The 17,949-nt window shown below is 69.4% G+C and carries 18 protein-coding genes and 3 pseudogenes; 9 read left to right on the plus strand and 12 right to left on the minus strand.

The window, feature by feature from the left end:
* Nucleotides 1-139: 139 nt before the first annotated feature.
* From ACLJT4_RS36735 to ACLJT4_RS36750, 4 genes are all read left to right on the plus strand, one after another.
* A complete protein-coding gene (locus tag ACLJT4_RS36735) occupies nt 140-496 on the plus strand; it encodes a hypothetical protein (RefSeq protein WP_411129247.1) in 357 nt (118 codons plus the stop codon).
* A gap of 97 nt (nt 497-593) precedes the next feature.
* Entirely contained in the window at nt 594-896 is a 303-nt protein-coding gene (locus ACLJT4_RS36740; RefSeq protein WP_411129249.1) for a hypothetical protein, read from the plus strand.
* Between the two features lie 243 nt (nt 897-1,139).
* Nucleotides 1,140-1,595 carry a nitroreductase family deazaflavin-dependent oxidoreductase gene (locus tag ACLJT4_RS36745; protein ID WP_411129251.1) on the plus strand — a complete coding sequence of 152 codons (456 nt, stop codon included), beginning with the start codon at nt 1,140-1,142 and terminating at the stop codon, nt 1,593-1,595.
* A gap of 349 nt (nt 1,596-1,944) precedes the next feature.
* Nucleotides 1,945-2,148 carry a hypothetical protein gene (locus tag ACLJT4_RS36750; protein ID WP_411129253.1) on the plus strand — a complete coding sequence of 68 codons (204 nt, stop codon included), beginning with the start codon at nt 1,945-1,947 and terminating at the stop codon, nt 2,146-2,148.
* 321 nt (nt 2,149-2,469) lie between these two features.
* On the opposite strand, the gene ACLJT4_RS36755 is transcribed toward ACLJT4_RS36750, so the two are convergent.
* Together ACLJT4_RS36755 and ACLJT4_RS36760 are read right to left on the minus strand one after the other, a co-directional pair.
* Nucleotides 2,470-2,706 carry a hypothetical protein gene (locus ACLJT4_RS36755; protein ID WP_411129255.1) on the minus strand — a complete coding sequence of 79 codons (237 nt, stop codon included), beginning with the start codon at nt 2,704-2,706 and terminating at the stop codon, nt 2,470-2,472.
* A gap of 74 nt (nt 2,707-2,780) precedes the next feature.
* The gene (locus ACLJT4_RS36760; RefSeq protein WP_411129257.1) at nt 2,781-3,083 is read right to left on the minus strand and encodes a helix-turn-helix domain-containing protein; all 303 of its coding nucleotides are present in this window, start codon (nt 3,081-3,083) and stop codon (nt 2,781-2,783) included.
* A gap of 66 nt (nt 3,084-3,149) precedes the next feature.
* Between ACLJT4_RS36760 and map the strand changes: the two genes are divergently transcribed.
* Together map and ACLJT4_RS36770 are read left to right on the plus strand one after the other, a co-directional pair.
* Nucleotides 3,150-3,920 carry a type I methionyl aminopeptidase gene (map, locus tag ACLJT4_RS36765; RefSeq protein ID WP_411129259.1) on the plus strand — a complete coding sequence of 257 codons (771 nt, stop codon included), beginning with the start codon at nt 3,150-3,152 and terminating at the stop codon, nt 3,918-3,920.
* 126 nt (nt 3,921-4,046) lie between these two features.
* Nucleotides 4,047-5,065, plus strand: a pseudogene (locus tag ACLJT4_RS36770) (IS630 family transposase); the annotation flags it as partial.
* A gap of 746 nt (nt 5,066-5,811) precedes the next feature.
* Here ACLJT4_RS36770 and ACLJT4_RS36775 read toward each other — a convergent pair.
* The 6 genes and pseudogenes from ACLJT4_RS36775 to ACLJT4_RS36800 all read right to left on the minus strand — a co-directional run bounded on the left by ACLJT4_RS36775 (nt 5,812) and on the right by ACLJT4_RS36800 (nt 10,691).
* Nucleotides 5,812-6,420, minus strand: a complete 609-nt coding sequence (locus ACLJT4_RS36775; protein WP_411129261.1) for a TetR/AcrR family transcriptional regulator — start codon at nt 6,418-6,420, stop codon at nt 5,812-5,814.
* Between the two features lie 208 nt (nt 6,421-6,628).
* Nucleotides 6,629-6,811: pseudogene (locus ACLJT4_RS36780) on the minus strand (TetR/AcrR family transcriptional regulator); the annotation flags it as partial.
* Nucleotides 6,812-7,039: 228 nt separating this feature from the next.
* The gene (locus ACLJT4_RS36785; protein ID WP_411129263.1) at nt 7,040-7,834 is read right to left on the minus strand and encodes an SDR family NAD(P)-dependent oxidoreductase; all 795 of its coding nucleotides are present in this window, start codon (nt 7,832-7,834) and stop codon (nt 7,040-7,042) included.
* Between the two features lie 78 nt (nt 7,835-7,912).
* Nucleotides 7,913-8,875 carry a quinone oxidoreductase family protein gene (locus tag ACLJT4_RS36790; protein WP_411129265.1) on the minus strand — a complete coding sequence of 321 codons (963 nt, stop codon included), beginning with the start codon at nt 8,873-8,875 and terminating at the stop codon, nt 7,913-7,915.
* 401 nt (nt 8,876-9,276) lie between these two features.
* Complete coding sequence (locus ACLJT4_RS36795) at nt 9,277-9,846, minus strand: hypothetical protein (protein ID WP_411129267.1); 570 nt, start codon at nt 9,844-9,846, stop codon at nt 9,277-9,279.
* Between the two features lie 95 nt (nt 9,847-9,941).
* Complete coding sequence (locus ACLJT4_RS36800) at nt 9,942-10,691, minus strand: MerR family transcriptional regulator (protein ID WP_411129269.1); 750 nt, start codon at nt 10,689-10,691, stop codon at nt 9,942-9,944.
* Nucleotides 10,692-10,738: 47 nt separating this feature from the next.
* On the opposite strand from ACLJT4_RS36800, the pseudogene ACLJT4_RS36805 reads away from it, so the two are divergent.
* Nucleotides 10,739-10,994 (plus strand): annotated as a pseudogene (locus ACLJT4_RS36805) (cysteine hydrolase family protein); the annotation flags it as partial.
* Between the two features lie 11 nt (nt 10,995-11,005).
* Here the strand turns inward: ACLJT4_RS36805 and ACLJT4_RS36810 are convergent.
* Genes ACLJT4_RS36810 through ACLJT4_RS36825 form a run of 4 tightly spaced genes read right to left on the minus strand, consistent with a single transcriptional unit; the run spans nt 11,006 to nt 15,357 of the window.
* Nucleotides 11,006-12,796, minus strand: a complete 1,791-nt coding sequence (locus ACLJT4_RS36810) for an ABC transporter ATP-binding protein (RefSeq protein WP_411129271.1) — start codon at nt 12,794-12,796, stop codon at nt 11,006-11,008.
* Nucleotides 12,797-12,830: 34 nt separating this feature from the next.
* Nucleotides 12,831-13,091 carry a lasso peptide biosynthesis PqqD family chaperone gene (locus ACLJT4_RS36815; protein WP_411129273.1) on the minus strand — a complete coding sequence of 87 codons (261 nt, stop codon included), beginning with the start codon at nt 13,089-13,091 and terminating at the stop codon, nt 12,831-12,833.
* 32 nt (nt 13,092-13,123) lie between these two features.
* Nucleotides 13,124-13,561 (minus strand): lasso peptide biosynthesis B2 protein, encoded by a 438-nt coding sequence (locus ACLJT4_RS36820; protein ID WP_411129275.1) that lies wholly within the window; start codon nt 13,559-13,561, stop codon nt 13,124-13,126.
* The gene (locus ACLJT4_RS36825; protein WP_411129277.1) at nt 13,558-15,357 is read right to left on the minus strand and encodes an asparagine synthase-related protein; all 1,800 of its coding nucleotides are present in this window, start codon (nt 15,355-15,357) and stop codon (nt 13,558-13,560) included. The genes ACLJT4_RS36820 and ACLJT4_RS36825 overlap by 4 nt, the downstream gene beginning before the upstream one ends.
* Nucleotides 15,358-15,869: 512 nt before the next feature.
* Between ACLJT4_RS36825 and ACLJT4_RS36830 the strand changes: the two genes are divergently transcribed.
* The gene (locus ACLJT4_RS36830) at nt 15,870-16,004 is read left to right on the plus strand and encodes a hypothetical protein (protein ID WP_411129279.1); all 135 of its coding nucleotides are present in this window, start codon (nt 15,870-15,872) and stop codon (nt 16,002-16,004) included.
* Nucleotides 16,005-17,119: 1,115 nt separating this feature from the next.
* Nucleotides 17,120-17,937 (plus strand): IS5 family transposase gene (locus ACLJT4_RS36835; RefSeq protein ID WP_411129281.1). Its coding sequence is split into 2 segments (ribosomal slippage): nt 17,120-17,483 and nt 17,483-17,937, totalling 819 coding nucleotides; the frame shifts between segments, so codons are not numbered across the junction.
* The last annotated feature ends 12 nt before the right edge of the window (nt 17,938-17,949 follow it).

A 17,949-nucleotide genomic window follows, 5' to 3' on the forward strand; every position in this document is an offset into this window, starting at 1 on the left:
GTGGTGGTGCGTCGGGCGGAGAAGTTGCTGAGGGGGACGTGTTCGCGGGCGTGTCGGACGTCCCTCACGCGGAGGCGTAACGGTGGGCGGGGGTCGGGCGGGCCGTGCAGTAGTTGCGGGCGGGCCGTGATGGCCGGGCGTGCGGATTGCGTACTGCGACGTGGCGTGCCGTCAGCGGGCCTACCGGCGCCGCGTCGCTAACCGCGCGGCACAAGCGAGCACTGACCGCGCGACGGACCCGGTCGCGGAACTGCTGACGGCGCTGACGCCCTTCGTCGTCCGGCTCGACGGGGGGGGGCTTTCCCAGGTGCTCTACAAGGCGCTGTACCGTCTGCACGTCGCACACGTCCGTGACCATGAGCCGGCGAAGCCCCTCGCGAAGCTCGCGTCCATGAACGCTGAGCGCGTCAAGATCCGGACACCGACGACGGCCGCCGACTCCGGGACGCCCTGCGCGCCCTGCGTCCAGCCTGACGTCCGTCACGCACACCCGTAACAGCTCCACCTTCGTCTCCTCCGCCGGCAGGGCCGCTTCGCACCGAGAACCGCCCCGTGTCTTCGACCGGATCTACCCTCACGTCATCATCGGGACGGTGCTTTCCTACCGGACCGTCTACATCCCGCAGTGCAACCAGTGCACCGCCGCGGTCACCGACCCCGACGACGATGGTCGCCCCGTGCTCGCCGAGTTGATGATCCTGCCCGAGCCGCTGCGCGAGCGCCTGGCCGCCGACGGCTGGCAGCTCACCCCCGGCCTCGCCCGGAACCCGCGGGAGGCCAAGGACCCGCGGCTCGGCGACACGCTCACCTGCCCCGCCTGCCGCAGCGCCCGCCGGAAGGAGCGCACCGCGTTCGCGCGCCGGCACCGCGCTGTCCGCGGACTGGCCTCGGCCTGACGACCCCGGCAGTCGTCGCGGTCAAGTCCACCGTCCCCGTCGGCACCGCACCCGCGTCGCCGAGATCCTGCGCGAGTACGCGCCCGCCGGCGACTTGCTGGACGACCTGTTCAACGGCTTCACCCTGCCTGGAAGCGCCGGGTAGGGGCCGTACGAGGCGGGGTGGAATGTCCGCCGTGCCCGGGGGCGGTGAGGCTCGTTGTCGAGATTGTTGACCGTGCAATCGAATGCAGGGAGAACGGCATGACGAGCGACATCGACTGGGACCACCCCGCCGACCCCAAGCCGGGCAGCTGGCAGCTCGACCACCTTCGCCAGTACGTCGAATCGGATGGTGCCGAGGGGCACGAGTGGCGGGGCACTCGGACCCTCCTGCTCACCACCGTGGGCCGGGTCTCCGGCAACCCCGTACGGACCCCGCTCATCTACGGCGAGGCTGACGGCCGCTACCTGCTGGTCGCCTCGAAGGGCGGTGCACCCGAGCACCCGCTGTGGTACCGGAACCTGACCGCCCACCCCGAGGTCCGCATCCAGGTCGGACCCAAGGTCATGCAGGGCACGGCGCGCACCGCGACCGCCGAGGAACAGCGTGCGTACTGGCCGGTGATGGTCGGCGAGTGGCCCGCCTACGACGAGTACCAGGCGCAAACGGACCGGGCGATCCCCATCGTGGTGATCGAGCCGGCCCGGGCCGGCTGAGGTCCGGCGGCGGGTCCGGCGGGGTCCGGCAGACGGCCGGACCGCGAACCGGTCACCGAGCACGACCGGCAACAGGTCCGACTGCTCCTTGAACATCTGCGGCCGGTGACCGGCGCCGGCTACTACCCGGTGTGCACCCAGCCGGTGCCCCCTCGACCGGCCCACCGCGCACGTACTGCCCCCCGTGGTGTGCCCGCCGCGCCTGACACCAGCAGCCCCCGGACCGGCCCGCCGCCGCGCGCGACGATGGGGGCATGGGCGAGCGCGGCCAGGGCGTCGACATCCGTGCCGCCCCGCCCCGCCGCCCCTCGACCCACCGGCGGACCATGCGCTCGCCGGGCTGCGCACCGTGGTCGACAAGCTCGTCGCCACCAACTACGCGATCGGGGAGCTCATGCTCGAACTTGCCCCGGCCTACCTCTCAGACACCACCGCCGCCCAGACCCCTGCCCCACTCTGCGACGCCATCGGCGAACCCGTCGAACACGGTCTCGCAGCCCGCCGCTACGCCCTCTCCGGCGACCGCCGCGCTCTGCAGGGCACCGTGTGGTGACAGGCGAGGATGGCAGCAAATGAGGGCAGGCCCGCTCTACCGCCTTGCCCCTCAAACCGAAACCGCACGAGGACGCAGCAGCGGACACCTACGCGTCGTCCGCAGCTAACCTTGCGCAGCCGCGGGACCCGTCCGCTGCGCCGCCGGCGCAGCGGATCCGCGGGGCCAGGTCGCCGACGTCCACCCGGATGAGGTCCGCCTCCGCGACCCATTCACCTGCCTCGACATCTGGTGGAGCATCGCATCCGCTGGCCTCTCCCCCCGCGGGCGCATGAGAGGACGTGGTGAAGGCGGGCAACTATCGCGACGTGGCCGAGCTGGCTACTTCGGTCCGCGACGCGGCCGATGCCGTAGCGGGGTGGCCAACCAGCCGAGAAGCCGGAGCAATGCTTGGAACCTCTCAATGGGGTAGGTCAGCTCGTGGTTGCCAGGGGTGCAGACGACCCGCAACGGCTCACGCAGGTGCCAGGCCCGGTGCAGGGCCTCGGCCTCGTGGATCGGGCCGATGGTGTGGTCCTCGCGCCACGCCCCGCAGATCTCGGCCTGCCCAGTCTCCACCCCCGCGTGGCCGTAATCACCTGAACAGCACGCCCGTACGGACCCCCAGCTCCACGCTCGGTTTCGAGGCCCTCTTACGAGGCCAACCGCTCAAGTGTGTTGGGAATAGAGGCGGTTGGTCCAACGTCGCGTTCGGGCTGGCTGATCTCGGCCCACACCGCATCGAGGGAGAGGTCGAGGACATCGGCGATCGCCGCGATGGTCGGGAAGGCGGGGGTGGCCACGCGGCCCGACTCGATCTTCCGGAGGGTCTCCGGTGAGACGCATGCGGCGAGCGCGACTTCGAGCATCGAGCGTCCTGCTCTGGCCCGACGCAGGAGGGCGCCGAGGCGTTGTCCGCGTTCGATCTCTGCGGGAGTGAGCGGCAATCTGACCATGGCTCCGATTCTAATACCGGTATAGTTTGGCCGGTATAGTTATTGGCTGCGTGAGAAGGGCGCCACATGATCGAGATCCTGAACCCCACCCTGTTGGCCCGAGCAAAAGACACAGGCGCCCTGGTCGCTGACATCCTGCAGACGCTGAAGAGCCGTAGCACGATCGGCACGAACCTTCTGGACATCAACCGGTGGGCCGAGACCATGATCGTCAAGGCGGGAGCGCAGTCCTGCTACGTCGACTACGAACCGTCCTTCGGGCGCGGCCCGTTCGGCCACTACATCTGCACGGCCGTCAACGACGCCGTGCTCCACGGACGGCCATACGACTACACGCTTGCCGACGGCGATCTGCTGACACTCGACCTCGCCGTCTCCAAAGGCGGAGTCGCTGCAGACGCTGCCATCAGCTTCATCGTGGGCGACGCAAAGCCCTCGGAGAGCGCCGCGATGATCAGTACAACCGAGCGCGCGCTGGCCGCAGGGATCGCCGCCGCCGGGCCCGGGGCTCGCATCGGCGACATCTCCCACGCCATCGGCACGGTCCTCAGCGAGGCGGGGTACCCGATCAACACCGAGTTCGGAGGCCACGGCATCGGATCAACGATGCACCAGGACCCACACGTTTCGAACACCGGACGGCCTGGCCGTGGATACAAGCTGCGCCCTGGGCTGCTGCTGGCGCTGGAGCCGTGGGTCATGGCGGACACCGCTGAACTCGTCACCGATGCCGACGGGTGGACACTCCGAAGCGCGACAGGCTGCCGGACAGCACACAGTGAACACACGATCGCCATCACCGACGACGGAGCTGAAATCCTCACCTTGCCGAGGTAAGCGCAGCCATGAGGCCGGAGCCCCCTTGTTCCGCTCAGGCAGCCGTGCTGAAGCCCTCGGCGCGCAGGTCCTGATGTCCTGCGCCGGTAGTTGCTCGTTAGTTGTTGTGTGACTTCTGCTGCTGGTGTGCCGGTTCCGCGTCGGGGGCCGAAGTTGGAACCGCTGTTGCTGTCTGCTGATGAGCGGGCGGTGTCGGAACGGTGGTCGCGTCGCGCGACGTCGGCTCAGACACTGGCCCTGCGGGCGCGGATCGTGCTGGCGTGTGCGGGCCCGGAGGTGCCGCCGATCGTCGCGGTTGCCCGTGAGTTGCGGGTGGCTGCCGATACCGTCCGCAAGTGGCGGCTACGGTTTCTAGCTGAGCGACTGGACGGTCTGACCGACGAGCCCCGGCCGGGCCGGCCACCGACCATTGGGGTCGATCAGGTGGAGGCAGTCGTGGTCGCCACGTTGGAGGAGATCCCGAAGAACGCCACCCACTGGTCGCGGAAGTCGATGGCGGATCACAGCGGCCTGTCGAAGTCCACCGTCGGCAGGATCTGGCGAAAGTTCCAGCTCAAGCCGCACCTGACGAATACCTTCAAGCTGTCCATGGACCCGCTGTTCGTGGAGAAGGTCTATGACGTGGTCGGTCTGTACTTCAACCCGCCCGAGGGTGCGGTGGTCCTCTCGGTGGACGAGAAGTCCCAGATCCAGGCCCTGGACCGGTCCCAGCCCGTATTGCCGATGATGCCCGGCATGCCGAGCGGCGCACCCATGGCTACGTCCGCAACGGCCTGACCACGCTGTTCGCCGCGTTCGACGTCGCCACCGGCGAGGTCATCAGCTCCCTGCACCGCCGGCACCGGGCGGCGGAGTTCAAGAAGTTCCTGATCAAGATCGACAAGGAGGTGCCCGCGCATCTGCAGATCCACTTGATCTGCGATAACTACGGCACCCATAAGACTCCCTCGATCAGGACGTGGCTGTCCAAGCACCCATGGTTCCGCATGCACTTCACCCCGACCGGTTCCTCGTGGATCAACCAAGTCGAGCGGTGGTTCGGCTTCCTGGCCGACGAGAAGAACCGCCGCGGCGCCCACAAGAACGTCCAGACACTCGAAGCCGACATCCGTGCCTGGGTCAAGAACTGGAACGTCCAGCCCAGAACCCGAACGGTCCACAGGGCGGGCGCTGTGTGGTGACGTCGCTGGCTTCGACTCGTTGGCAGACCGTGACGAACACGTATCGAACGCTCGCCGGTGTCGCTCTTGCGATGCTGCTTCTCGGCCCCATGTCGGCACAGGCTGTGGCAGAGCCACAGGACGACACTCCTGTTCAGCCCCACCTCATGGTGCCCCTGAGCGGCCTCTTCACGGACCGTGGCATCCCGGTCAATTGGAGCATCCTCGGGACCCGCCTCTGACCCAGCGAACGGGCTTCGAGGGAGCTGGTGACGGCTTCCTGCCGACACGAAGTCGTTGCGTGGCGCGCCTCTCGACGCTGACCTGCACGGGGCCGGTTCTGTGGCTCTCGGTCAAGTCACATGCCTACTGTCAGACCGCGGGAGCAGGGGCGGTCGCAGCGCTGTCCGGGCCGGAGGCGGAGCGGCGGGCGGCCACCGAGCGGGAGTGGGAACAGGTCCGCGCCTGGCAGGCGGTCGTCGCAGCCCGCGCCGAAGCCGCGGCTGCGCGCTCCGAGGGCGTCTCGGTCGCTGTGCTGGCACCGGTCGCGTTGCCCGCGCTTCGCCCGGCCGCCGTCACCCCGGTCCAGGCATTGGAGCCAGGCCTCGGGCAGTCGGCGTCGCCCCCGCCGATCTCCTGCCGCGGAGGCGCAGGTGGAGCACGGCGGGAACAGCCCGACCCACGTAACGCCTGTGCTCCCTCGAACTGCCCGCACGACCGGCGGCCCCGAGTCACCCCCCGATGCAGCCTGCGCGGCGCAGGTCCGCGATTCCCTGGTCGAGGGCGGCACGCAAATGCGTGGATCGACCAGTGGACAGCAGGATCGACACGCCTCCTTGTATCGCGGCGAGCAGTGCAGCAGCCCTCGCGTCGGCATCGAGGGCGCCGGAAAGCTTGCCCGCTGTCTGCAGCGCCCGGATGCCCGCCGCCAGGCTCTCCTGCCAACTGCGAAAAAGTTCGATCACGATCGCCCGTGCCCCGGGAGTCGAACGCCCGACCTGAAGGAACAGCGCCCCGAGCGGGCACTCGTCCCCCTGCGTCTCATAGCGCTTGATCACCGAGTCCCGCCACCGGTCCCACGCCTCCCATGAGTCGAGACGTCCCAGATGGGGCTGCTGGTCTTCCAGGACTTGATCCGCCTCGAACTGGGCCACCGCGAGAAGCAGTTCGTCCTTGCCGGCCGGGAAGTAATGGAACAGCTGGCTCTTGCTGGTTCTGGTCTGCGCCATGATGTCGTCCAGCGTCGATGAAGCGACGCCTTTCCGCCGCAGCACCGTCGCAGCCCCCCGGATGATCCGGTTCCGCGTTGCCTTCCCCTTCGCCGTCAGCTGCCCGGGCATGACCTGTCTCCTCAGAATGGACTTGGTGGTCCATCTTAGTTGTGATCGCCTGGCCGCGATCGGCGCTGCGAGCGTCGACGACCTGACGCAGAACTCGTTGCCGGCTGGGTCCTGCAGAACAGTCCAGGTCAGACCCGGCGCTCTGTTCACCCACGACAGTCGCGCCCACCTCCAGCACGTCCGGCGAGTTGACGTCCGGCCGGATGGCGCCGGATTCGACGGCGGCCTGCCGCAGCACGGAGATCATCTCCAGTATCGGCTCCTGGCTGTTGCCGTACGGGTCGCCGCCGGAGGTGATGATCGCGCGCAGGGCGTCCGCCATGCCGAGCTTGGCGGTGGAGTAGTCCAGGAAGCGCCCCATCCAGGCCCGCAGCGCCTGAGGCGGTGGCATGCTGCCCAGTAGTTCGGGGCGGCGTCGCACAGTTTGGCCACCTCGTTGCGGTAGGCCGCCTCGATCAGGGCCTCGCGGGTCGGGAAGTTGCGGCAAGGGGGCCGCTGCCCACGCCCGACTCCCGGGCGATGCGGTGAACTTGGGGGTGGCGGGCGCTGCTGAAGTTCTCTTCGTCGTGGGATCCGGTGCAGCTGGCGTGGTTCGTCAGGCTCAGGGTGCTCGTCGGGCTCACCCTTCGTAGGCTCCGCCGTCGATGCCCAGGGTCGTACCGTTGATGTAGTCGGCCGCCGGGCTGGCCAGGAAGGCGACTAGGTTGGCGTATTCGTCGGGCTTGCCGATGCGGCCGACGTCGTTGGGAGCGAGCGCGCTCGCCTTCGGTTCGATTTCCGCCCAGGTTTCTCCCCAGCCCTGCGCCTTGCCCACCCCGACCAGGAAGTCCACGGTGGCGGGGGTGAGGATGCCTCCCGGCGCGACGGCGTTGGAAGTGACGCCGGAGTGCTTCAGCTCGCGGGCGAGTGAGATGGCAAGGTTGTTCCGGGCGGCGTTGGTGGCGGCGTAGTGGGGCTGGTTCGCGGCGGGCAGCCGGCCGGTGACGCTGCTGATCTGGATCACCCGTCCCCAGCCGCGTGCGCGCATACCCGGCACGAGGTGCTGGATCATGCGCACGCTGGAGATGACGTTGATGTTGTACATCTCGGCCCAGGCGTCGGGCGGGGTCTCGGCCCACTGTGCCGTCGGGGCGTAGATGCCGACGTTGTTGACGAGGATGTCGACGGACCCGTCCCCGACGGCGGCGGCTTGGACCTCCCCGGCACCGGCGTCCGTGGCGAGGTCGCCGATGGCGATGCCGGCGATGCCGCCGTCTTCGCGGATGGACGTCGCCACCGCCGAAGTCCTCCTCCGGTCCCGTCCGTGCACCACGACGGCGGCCCCTTCGGCGGCCAGGCGCCGGACGATCGCCTCGCCGAGACCACTGCTCGATCCGGTGACCAGCGCCCGCTTACCGACGAGCTGAAGATCCATTGTTCTGAATTCCTTTCACGAGGATGAGACGCCCGGGCAGAGAGTGCCGGCGGCGTCGGCGACTGCAGGCCCGTGCCGTCAGGGCAGGAGCAGCAGCTTTCCGGTGGTTCGGCGGGATTCGATGTCGCGGTGCGCCTGCTCGGCGTCTTTGAGGGGGTAGCGCTGCCCGATACGCGGCACGAGCTGCCCTGTCGCGAGGAGACCGAAGAGCTCCGCGCTCCGGGCGAGGAGGGCGTCGTGGGTGGGCACGTGATCGGCGACGGCCGGGTAGGACAGCAGGATGCTGCTGGGTAGTTCCATCGGGTCGAGCGAGAGACGGCCCATCAGCACGCCGTAGTAGGCGAGCACGCCGTGGCGGCGCAGGGACAGCTGCGAGGAACGGAACGTGGCCGGACCGCCGCCGTCATATACGACGTGCGCGCCCTGACCACCGGTGAGCTCCTTCACCCGGTCCTCGAAACCGTCACCGCTGGAGACCAGAACGTGGTCGGCCCCGGCCTCCTGAGCGACCGGAACTTTCCCCGGCCGGGAGACCAAGCCGATCACCGTACCCCCGCGCGCCTTGACCATCTGCGTCACCAAGCGGCCGACACCGCCCGCCGCCGCGTGCACGACCGCCACATCGCCCGGCTGGACCACATACGTCTGCGTGGTGAGATGGCTGGCGGTCAGCCCCTGCATCATCACCGCCGCCGCGCTCTCGTCGTCCACTCCTTCTGGGACCTTCACCAGACGGTCGGCGGGGATGGCGAGCAGTTCCGCATAGCTACCCGGGTGGTAGTACCAGGCGACCCGATCACCGACTGCGAGTCCCTGCACGTCCTCGCCGAGTGCGGTGATGTAGCCCACCCCCTCCACTCCCAAGACGCTGGGGACCGACCACCCGGGCAGGGGCCGAGTCCGGGCGCCGACATCCATGAAGTTCACACCCGCGACACCGAGCCGCACCAGCGCCTCTCCCCGCCTCGGCGTGGGATCCGGGAGTTCGCCCCAGCTCATAACCTCCGGGCCGCCGTACTGCTTCACGAAGATCGCACGCATGAGGACGCCTCCTTGTTTCACGTCGGGATACGTACGGCGGAACAGGCGCCCCGCCAGACATGGGCAACGTAAGAGAGGAAAAATGGACTTACAAGTCCAGAGTCTGGAGACCGCGACGGAAACGGTGGCAGCAGGGCCTTGCACCCTGGAGGCGGTGGTTGACTGCCACCGATCCAGGAAGCCAGGGGCTGGCGGGACTTCGCCAGGTCCGCGAGGGACTGGCGGGCTGGCTGGAGGCGCGGCGTGGACGACCGGCGACGGGCCGCGCTGAACCGCAGCCACATCAACGTGAACGGCTGCGGCAGGCACCGGCCATGTTGCCGGGCTGCTTCGTCCGGGCCCGGCGGCAGGCCGTGATCGGGGAGGTCCGTGCCACCCCGCCACACGTATGCCGCTTGGTGTCAGGCCGGCGCGGGCGTACCCGGGACGGGCGCAGGTGCGGTTCGTGCCTGTGTGACGGCGTCGTGGAGGGCCTTCGGCTCGTCGGCGTGCAGCCTGATCACCCGTACGAGGCGGGGCGCACCGAGGAACTTGGGTGCGTTGACCGGTTCGGTCAGTTCGAGGGTGATGGACGTCTGGGAGCCGATGGCCAGGTTCAGTTCGTCGTCTCTTTTCTCGTGGGTGAAGAGTGTCTCGCGCCGGATGGAGGCGATCTGGTCGAGCGGTACGCGGATGTCGACGTGGGCTGCCTGCCGGATGCGCAGGGCGCCGTCGGCGAGGACGTGCGGCCGGGTGATGGCGGCCGCGTGGATACCGAGGATGAACAGGACGGTGTAGACGTCGACGACCAGGAAGACGGCGTGGACGACGGGCCACTCGGCGAGCAGGTATGACAGGGCGACGGTCTCGACCACGCACACGAAGGTGAAGCCGTACATCATGGCGGCTTGGTCACGGGCGTGTGGGAAGACCGCGTCGGCCCCGTCGACTCCGTGCGGACGGCGGTAGGCCCACCGGCCCAGGCTTGCCATGATCCGCGCTTCGTGCGTGACGAATCTCAGCACGCGCTCGGGTCCCCGAGTGGGGACGGCGGACCGGGGCGGAGCCGCTCGCGTCTGCGACGTCGTCATGACGGCCCTTCCTGTCGTTCCTTCACGATCTCGACCGGACGGCGCACTGCTGCTGATTGGGCGGCCGCCAGGTCCGCGAAGATGACCTCCGCCAGACCGCCGGCGGGCTTGTCGGAGACATGCACCACCAGGTCGTCGGGCAGAAGGGCCGCCAGCGAGGCCGCGGCACGGGCCACCCGCGGGTTGTCCGGCTCCTCCCCGACGAGGCTGTCCAGCAGGGCGTACACCTCGCCCGCGTGCTCCTGCATCCCCTGCAGCGCCGTCATCAGCCGGACCCGCTCCGTCTCGGTGACCACGGTGTCCAGGAGCGCCAGGACCTCGCGGTCCTTCACGGCCATCGGGGAGTCCGGCACCTCGCCGAGACCCGCCAGCAGTGTCGTGAGCTCCGGTGACAGCGGGCCCACGGCAACGAGCCGCCCGGCCCGCGCCTCGGCCAGCAGCACAGCGAGCCGCGCCCGCCGCGCCCGGATGACCGCCTCCTGCCGTCCCAGGTCCTGGTCCAGTTCCTCCAAGATCTCCACCAGCTCGCTGCCCTCGTCGTCCGCGAGAACGTCCCGCACCTCGTCGAGGCCGAGCCCGAGTTCCGTCAGCCGGCGGATCCGTGCGAGGAGCGCGGCGTCCCGGATGCCGTACGTGCGGTAGCCGTTGCTCTGCCGTTCGGGCTCGGGCAGCAGCCCGAGGTGGTGGTAGTGCCGCACGGCCCGCGGGGTGACCCCCACGAGTGCGGCGATCTCGCCGATTCGCATGAGCCCAGTACCGGCGGCGCCACCCAGCTCTAACGGTGTTGCGCAGCACCAAGAGGCGGGCGAGCGCGTTCTCGGGCAGCGATCTCGACCTGGTGCTCAGGGGGCGTGCTCACCGGCCTCGCCACCAGCGGTGTGGTGCTGCACACCCTGTGCCAGGCCGCCGACTTGGACTTCGACCTCACCGTGCTGACGGATGCCTGCCTGGACACCGACCCCGAGGTGCGTCGGGTCCTCACCGACAAGCTGTTCCCGTGGTGGGCGGACGTCGTGACCGTCGATGAGTGGTTGCGGGGCATCGAGTGAGGCGACGCCGCTCAGACGACGGGCTGGTCGGTGACAACTACCGGGCTCTGGCGGAGCGTTGGGGATGAGTGCGTGACGTTGGCGACGTGACGTTGGAATCCCGCGTGGGTGCGCAGGAGTTCGGCGTACGTTCCGGTGGCGCGGGCCGTTCCGTCGTCGAGCATGACGACGGAGTCGGCCGCCTCGATGGTGGTCATCCGGTGCGCGATGACGAGCAGGGCGCATTCCCGCCGGAGGTTGTGCAGCGTGACCGTCAGCGCGGCCTCGTTGGCGGGGTCGAGGTGGGCGGTGGGCTCGTCCAGCAGTAGCAGTCGGGGGCGGGCCAGGATCGCGCGGGCGATGGCGAGCCGCTGCCGTTCGCCGCTCGACAGGCGCGCGCCCCGCTCGCCGATGCCGGTGTCCAATCCGGCCGGGAGACGGCGGACCTTCTGGGCGAGGTTGACGAGGTCGAGGACCCGCCACAGGGCGTCGTCGTCGGTGGTGGCGTCGGGGGCGGCGTAGCAGAGGTTCTCGCGCAACGTGCCGTGCAACATCGGGCAGTCCTGCTCGACCCAGCCGATCCGCGAGCGCCAGGCATCGAGTCCGAGCTCCGCGGCCGAGCGCCCGTTGATCCGGAGGTCGCCGCTCCACGGCTCGTAGAACCGGTTGACGAGCGCGAAGCTGGTGGACTTGCCGGCTCCGGACGGGCCGACCAGGGCGACGAGGGCATGGGGAGGGACGGTCAGCGACAGTCCCCGGAGCACCGGGGTGTCGGGGGTGTATCCGAACCACAGGTCGTGGAGCTCCAGTGCCGGAGCCGCGGGGGAGTGGCGGGACGGGCGCCGAGGCTGCGTGCCGCGGTCCGTCGGGGCGGCGGTGCGGTCTTCGGTGGGGAGCGAGTAGACCTCCTCGATGCGTTCGGTGGCGCCCTTCGCCCTGCTCACCGACGCGACGCTCTCGATCAACTCGGTTACGGGGCCGCCGAGTTGATTGGCGTACAGCAGGATTGCCACCAACGCGCCGAGCGAGAGCGCCCCCTCGTCCACGCGGGCCGCGCCGACCAGCAGGACCAGGACGAAGGCCGCGTTGATGGCCATCTGCGCCACGGGCGCGATCGTCGCGGTGAGCCTGGCGCTGCGCACCGCCTCCTCGTAGGCGTGTTGGGCCAACCCGGTCAGCTGGTCGATCTCGCGTTGTTCGGCGCGGTTGGCGCGGACCGTGCGCAGGGCCGACAGGGCGCGTTCCAACCCCGACGAGATCGCCCCGACGGCGGTCTGAAGCCGCATCGACACCCGGCCGATCCGCGTCGACAGCACCTTGATCACGATGCTGCCGACGAGCAGCACGCTCAGGATGAGCAGCATCAGTACCGGATCGATCACGAACATCGCGCCGACGCTGCCCAGCGCGATGCAGAGGTTGGTGGCGAGTTGGACGGCGACGTGCGTCAGGGCCTCCCGCAGGACGACCACGTCCGTGGAGGCGCGCGCCATGAGGTCTCCCACCCGCAGCCGGTCGAAGGCGTGCATCCGGATCCGCAACAGGTGTGAGAACAGCCTGGTGCGGGTTTCCAACACGAATCGCTCGCCGGCCCGTTCCAGCAGGAAGGCGGCGCCGGCACCGATCAGTGCCTGGCACAGCAACAGCAGGACCAGGGACGCCACCGGCAGGAACAGCGGCCGGTGCGCGGTGAGGGCGTCAACCACCCCCTTGGCGGCCAGTGGTTGGGCGACGCCGACCGCGGCCGCGACCAGGGTCAGGAGCAGGGTGGCGCTCAACGAGCGGCGCTGCCCCCGGGTCAACGTCCACAGTTGTCGAAGCATTGAGCGCACCGTTCCCTCTCCGGTCCGACCGGGATCAGGACGCCTCCACCAGTCCGGACGCCCGGAGTTGGTCGGTCATCGCCGTCAGGTCCTCGCGTGCCTGGTTCAAGGCGATGCCGAACCGCTCCGCGAACTCCTCGGCCACCTGGTCGGTGGTGCGGCCGTGGAGCAGGCGCTGGAGCGCGTAGGCGCCGGTCGGGTTGAGCTGCCAGTAGTGTCCGGTGCGCTGGCTCAGCAGCACCGCGCCGTCGTCGGTGTCGGTGGCGAGCGTGTGGGCGGTCAGGCTGAGCTTCATGGTGCGGGGTTCCTTCAGAGGTGAGGGTGGCCCTAGCGGGCCGCTTGCTTGGGCGTTGCGGGGGCGACGGTGAGCAGCGGCCGGTAGTAGCCGTCGGGATACGGTTCGTCGATCACCTGGCCGTCGGCCTCGATCCAGGCATGGGCGGCGAACGGCGTGGTGCGCACGCCGGTCTGCCAGGTGGGCCACGTCCCCTTGATGCGGCACAACACGGCCGAGGCGATGGACCGTTGCAGACAGTTGTGGACGGCGCAGCGCAGGCTGACCGCTACCACCGCGGTGCGGGCCGCGGAAGCCTGCGCGGCGCTGCTCGGACGGGCACCGACGCGCAAGCCCTGGAGCACAATGCGCAGATACCGGGGCGGCAGCGCGGCCAGCGGCCGGGCGAGGGCCACTGCGGTAAGTGGCAATACCCGTCGGTGTAGGGGTAGTTGGACGCGGGGCGGCAGGGCGCACGGGGGACTGGTCACAGGGCCTCCTCGGGATCGGGCACACGGGGACGCGGGGCGGCGCCGCCCCGGGCGAGGGCGGCGGTCGCCGGCGACGGGCCGCCGGAGCGGGCCGCGATCTCCCGCAACCACAACTCGGCGCCCAGCGTCGCTTCCAACTGCGCGGACCAGACGTCGGAGCTGTGCGGTGGCGTGCGCAGGGTGGTCCGGAACTTCGCCACGTCGAGCAGCCCGCGGCGCGCCAACTGCGAGTCCGCGAACAGCTCCAACAGGTCCGGCACGTGGTCCTGCAAGTCACGGTCGACGGACTCCTCGCAGTACCCCTTGGTGGACCGGTCGAGGATCACATCGGGCACCAGCCCCCGCATCGCCTCGGCCAACACCGGCTTGTACCGCCAGGGGGTGTAGCGCTCGTGGGGCTGGATCGACAGCACCGCCTCCACCACCCGGTCATCCAGGTACGGCAGTTCCAGGCGCAGCCCCTCGACCGCGTACTCGCGGCACAGCAACCGCAACACGGGCCCGGCACTGCGCAGCGCGGTGAGCGCCTCGTGCTGCCCGCGGTCCGGTGCCAGGGTTGCGATCCCCGAGGCCACGCCGTGGAAGAGCCGCTGCGTGGTCCGCACCGCGTCCCCGGTGGCCCAAGGCGTCGCCGGCAGCCGCTCCCCCCACCCCAGGGCCGGGGCCGGACCGTCCGGCGCGGGACGCACGAGCTCATCGGCGCACCGCCGCCACCACGCACCGAGGTCCTCCCCGCGCAGCAGCTCGGCCAGGCTGGCCCCCAACGACCAGCGGGACAGCGCCCGGTGGGCGCGCAGCTGACGCCATGCGGTCACCGGGCTGCGCCGCAACAGCGTGTGCAGATAGGCGGCGCTGCCGGTGAACAGCTCGTCGGCGCCGTGCCCGGCCAGGTGGCAGGTGGCACCGTGTTCGACCAACAGTCGGACGCCGGTGCGGACGGCGTTCATCCCCCGGGTGGTGGCCCGCGGTGCCTCCGTGTCGGAGGCCCAGTACGGCGGGGAGAACACCGGCGGCGCGCTGCTCTCCGGCATGGTCAGATGCTCGGCGTGCACCAGGGAGCGCGCGGCCCGCTCCGCGTAGAACGGGTCGTCGTTGATCGCGCTGCCGCCGGTCCACCGGAAGGTCAGCAGGTCGGGGTGGTGCTCGGCGGCCAGGAAGCACAGCGAGGTGGAGTCCATGCCGCCCGACAGGTCCGCCGACAGCCGGCCCTGCCGGGGCTGCCGCAGCGCCACCGCCTCCCGCAGCCGCTCGCGCACCTGATCCACCCCCTGCGTCAGGGACAGGTGCGGCTCCGGCGGCTGCCACCAACGCACCGTGCGCGCCGCGCCGTTGCCGGGCAGCACCAGATAGGAGTCCGCCGGCACCTGCTCGACGCCGCGCCACCAACTGCGCTCGCTCAGCGGCGCGAAGAACATGCCGGACGTCACGCTCGCCGCGAGCAGCTCCTCGTCCGGCTCCGCACCGGTGATCCCGGCCAACACGTCGGCCCGGTCACCGGCGATCGGCACCTCGTCCAGACAGGCGGTGAACACGCAACGGGAACCGGTGACGGTCCCCTGGAACCGCACCTGGCCGTCGACCGATGCCAGCACATGCGCGCTGCCGGGCAGCCGGCGGGCCAGCCGGTCCAGGTCCGGCAGAGCACGTACTTGGGAGACGAGCGTGGACAGGCGCTCATGCGTGAGGGAGACCGTGCCGAACGCCGCAACGCGCACCGGGCCCGCGTCCGCCACCACCAAGTCCGCCGGGTCCCACGAGCCGGCCAACCACGGCCGCCCGGAAGCATGGGACACCATCTGCGGTGCCGCTGCCCCGACTTGGCGGTGGGCCCAGGCTCCGCCAGGGGAGTCCGGAAAGACCACGAGGTTGTTGTCGTTGGGGGATTGCAATGCCTCACCACCAGGTATCAGGGCGACCTCCGCGCCGCCGCCGCGGCCGCCGCAACACCGTCCATCACTGATAGAGATCGCGCAACTGCACACAGTGCAGATCGCGCCATGACTGGCGTGACGGAACGGATCGACGGGCGCTCGCCTCGACGGTCCTCGGGCCAGGCCGCCTGACGCCGGCGGCGTACCCCCTACACGTCAAGTCCGTGCTGCGTACGGAGATTTATTGGGCCGCACGTTCCGTTGTGCCCCCGCCCGCCTGGGCGAAGTCGACCGCGACCCGCCGCAACTATTACCGTAGGTAAGAAAGTGCCTTGTATTGGCTTGAGTTGCTATACACGGGTAGACAATCCGGCGGGAAACCGCTTACATGAATCGGCGCCACTTCGGATTGCACCCGAGATGGATAGGAGAAGGTCATGTCCAAGAGCAAGCAGCTTCCCGAGCGCTACATGCCGCCGGCTGCCGCCAAGGTCGGCCAGTTCAACAAGGACACCGACGGCACCATCCACACCAAGAAGGACGCCACGACCATCGGATTCAAGAAGGGCTAGTAATCGAGGTAGTGGTCTCCGGCTGATTTCCGGAATCGTACCCGGCCCCGCATCGGACTATTCGTCGCATTCTTGTGCGACGGAACGGACCGGCTGAAGCACTCGGCACGGGGCCTTGCGTCGCTCGACAACTCTCTTCCTCGCGTTCCCCATGGGGCGGAAGTGAAAGCGGTCTTCAACTCCCGGACGCGCGCGGCACGGTGACGCGCCGTGCCGCGGCCGGGAGCGGGAGGCCGCCTTTCCGCGTGGTCGACGAGAGCCCCGCCCCACGTCAACGCCCCTCTGCGGCCTGAGGCGGCACCGACTTCCAGTTCGGTGCCGGCCCCCTTCTCTCGCCGACTTCCCCGCCCACGCGCCTGTTTCGCGCGAGCAGCCGGAACTCCGTATTGCATCCGGCACTTGAACCGACGGGTCGGATTTACTTCCATTCCCCCGCCGGCGTCGCCGTCTCGGTCAACGGCCCCCACGGCACCCCGAAAGGGGGCGCGGAATTCACCGGCACGTAACGGTCCCGTCCACCCGGTCCACACGGGCGAAATCACGGCGTTCCGTTGAGGTGTGCGACATCCTCAGGTGCGGACGAGGTGAAAAGTCCGGATTTCGTCGGGAGTTCATTGGAATCGCGGCACGCGCGCAACCTGAAATCGTCCCTCGACGCTCGACCGCCACCCGTAACCTTCGCGCCACGCGCGGGCGCGAACTCGTCGTTTCGGGACGGCATTCGCCTCGCTCGACCGTTCGCGCAAAGCGCTTCGGCGGTTGCATTGCGTAAGCCTTACCGCGTGGGTGCCGGATGCTTCGTCGGAATCCGCTTTCAGGGTCTCGAATAAACGAGCGTCGCGCAAATGATTGAATGCGTGTGTTTGGTGTGAAGCCGTTTCGTAAAGGCCCTCGGCCGAACGCCGGGCGGCGTGTGAGCCGCGCGCCCGAGCGCTGCCGCGGTCGGCTTGGCACCGCACCGACTCGGCACCGCCCCGGGTTGCCTGGCAACTGGCGCTCCCTGTCCGTGCGTTCCCCCCTCCCCGCGCCCTCCGCTGTCAGACCCTCGCTCTAAGAGGTCCTAACAGAAGTGGTTGATCATGTGACTGCTGGCTTGTTCGCTCGTTGGTCTGGTCGTGGGGAAGCGTCAGTCGCGGCAGTGGATCGTGTCGGATGAACTGTGGTGCCTGATTGAACCGTTGCTGCCCAAACCGGGGCCGAAGTTGGTCGAGGGACGTCCGAGGGTGCCGGACCGGCAGGCGTTGTGCGGGATCCTGTTCGTGCTGCACACCGGCATCCAGTGGGAGTATCTGCCGCAGGAGTTGGGCTTCGGTTCAGGCATGACCTGCTGGCGGCGCCTGGCCGCGTGGAACGAGGCCGGGGTGTGGAGCCAGTTGCACGTGCTGCTGTTGAAGAAGCTCCGATCGGCGAAGAATCTCGACTGGTCCCGGGCGGTGATCGACTCCCCCCACATTCGGGCGGCCCGCAAGGGCCCCAAAGCGGTCCCAGCCCGGTTGACCGCGCGCGGCCTGGCAGCAAGCACCACGTCATCACCGACGCCCAGGGCATCCCACTCGCGGTATCGCTGACCGGCGGCAACCGCAACGACGTCACCCAGCTTCTGCCCCTGCTCGACAAGATCCCCGCCGTCGCCGGGATTGTCGGCCGGCCCCGCCGACGCCCCGACGCTCCGTTCGCCGACCGTGGCTACGACCACGACAAGTACCGGCGCCTGCTGCGGCAGCGAGGCATCCGTCCCGTCATCGCCAAGCGAGGAGAACCACACGGCTCCGGCCTGGGCATCTTCCGGTACGTCGTCGAACGAACCATCGCCTGGCTGCACGGCTTCCGCCGCCTACGCATCCGATGGGAACGACGCGCCGACATCCATGAAGCCCTCCTCGGCCTCGCCACCTGCCTGATCACCTACAGACACGTCCAACGCCTTTGTTAGGACCTCTAAGAG

The sequence above is a fragment of the Streptomyces sp. x-19 genome (genome assembly GCF_046549115.1).
In the GTDB taxonomy this organism is placed as follows: Bacteria; Actinomycetota; Actinomycetes; order Streptomycetales; family Streptomycetaceae; genus Streptomyces; species Streptomyces albulus_C.

Coding starts and splice junctions, on each gene's coding strand:
- ACLJT4_RS36775 (WP_411129261.1), bottom strand. CDS start 6,420: ATGCCCGGGCAGCTGACGGCGAAGGGGAAGGCAACGCGGAACCGGATC.
- ACLJT4_RS36745 (WP_411129251.1), top strand. CDS start 1,140: ATGACGAGCGACATCGACTGGGACCACCCCGCCGACCCCAAGCCGGGC.
- ACLJT4_RS36785 (WP_411129263.1), bottom strand. CDS start 7,834: ATGGATCTTCAGCTCGTCGGTAAGCGGGCGCTGGTCACCGGATCGAGC.
- ACLJT4_RS36760 (WP_411129257.1), bottom strand. CDS start 3,083: ATGGTCAGATTGCCGCTCACTCCCGCAGAGATCGAACGCGGACAACGC.
- ACLJT4_RS36790 (WP_411129265.1), bottom strand. CDS start 8,875: ATGCGTGCGATCTTCGTGAAGCAGTACGGCGGCCCGGAGGTTATGAGC.
- ACLJT4_RS36800 (WP_411129269.1), bottom strand. CDS start 10,691: ATGCGAATCGGCGAGATCGCCGCACTCGTGGGGGTCACCCCGCGGGCC.
- ACLJT4_RS36795 (WP_411129267.1), bottom strand. CDS start 9,846: ATGGCAAGCCTGGGCCGGTGGGCCTACCGCCGTCCGCACGGAGTCGAC.
- map (WP_411129259.1), top strand. CDS start 3,150: ATGATCGAGATCCTGAACCCCACCCTGTTGGCCCGAGCAAAAGACACA.
- ACLJT4_RS36810 (WP_411129271.1), bottom strand. CDS start 12,796: ATGCTTCGACAACTGTGGACGTTGACCCGGGGGCAGCGCCGCTCGTTG.
- ACLJT4_RS36815 (WP_411129273.1), bottom strand. CDS start 13,091: ATGAAGCTCAGCCTGACCGCCCACACGCTCGCCACCGACACCGACGAC.
- ACLJT4_RS36825 (WP_411129277.1), bottom strand. CDS start 15,357: ATGGTGTCCCATGCTTCCGGGCGGCCGTGGTTGGCCGGCTCGTGGGAC.
- ACLJT4_RS36830 (WP_411129279.1), top strand. CDS start 15,870: ATGTCCAAGAGCAAGCAGCTTCCCGAGCGCTACATGCCGCCGGCTGCC.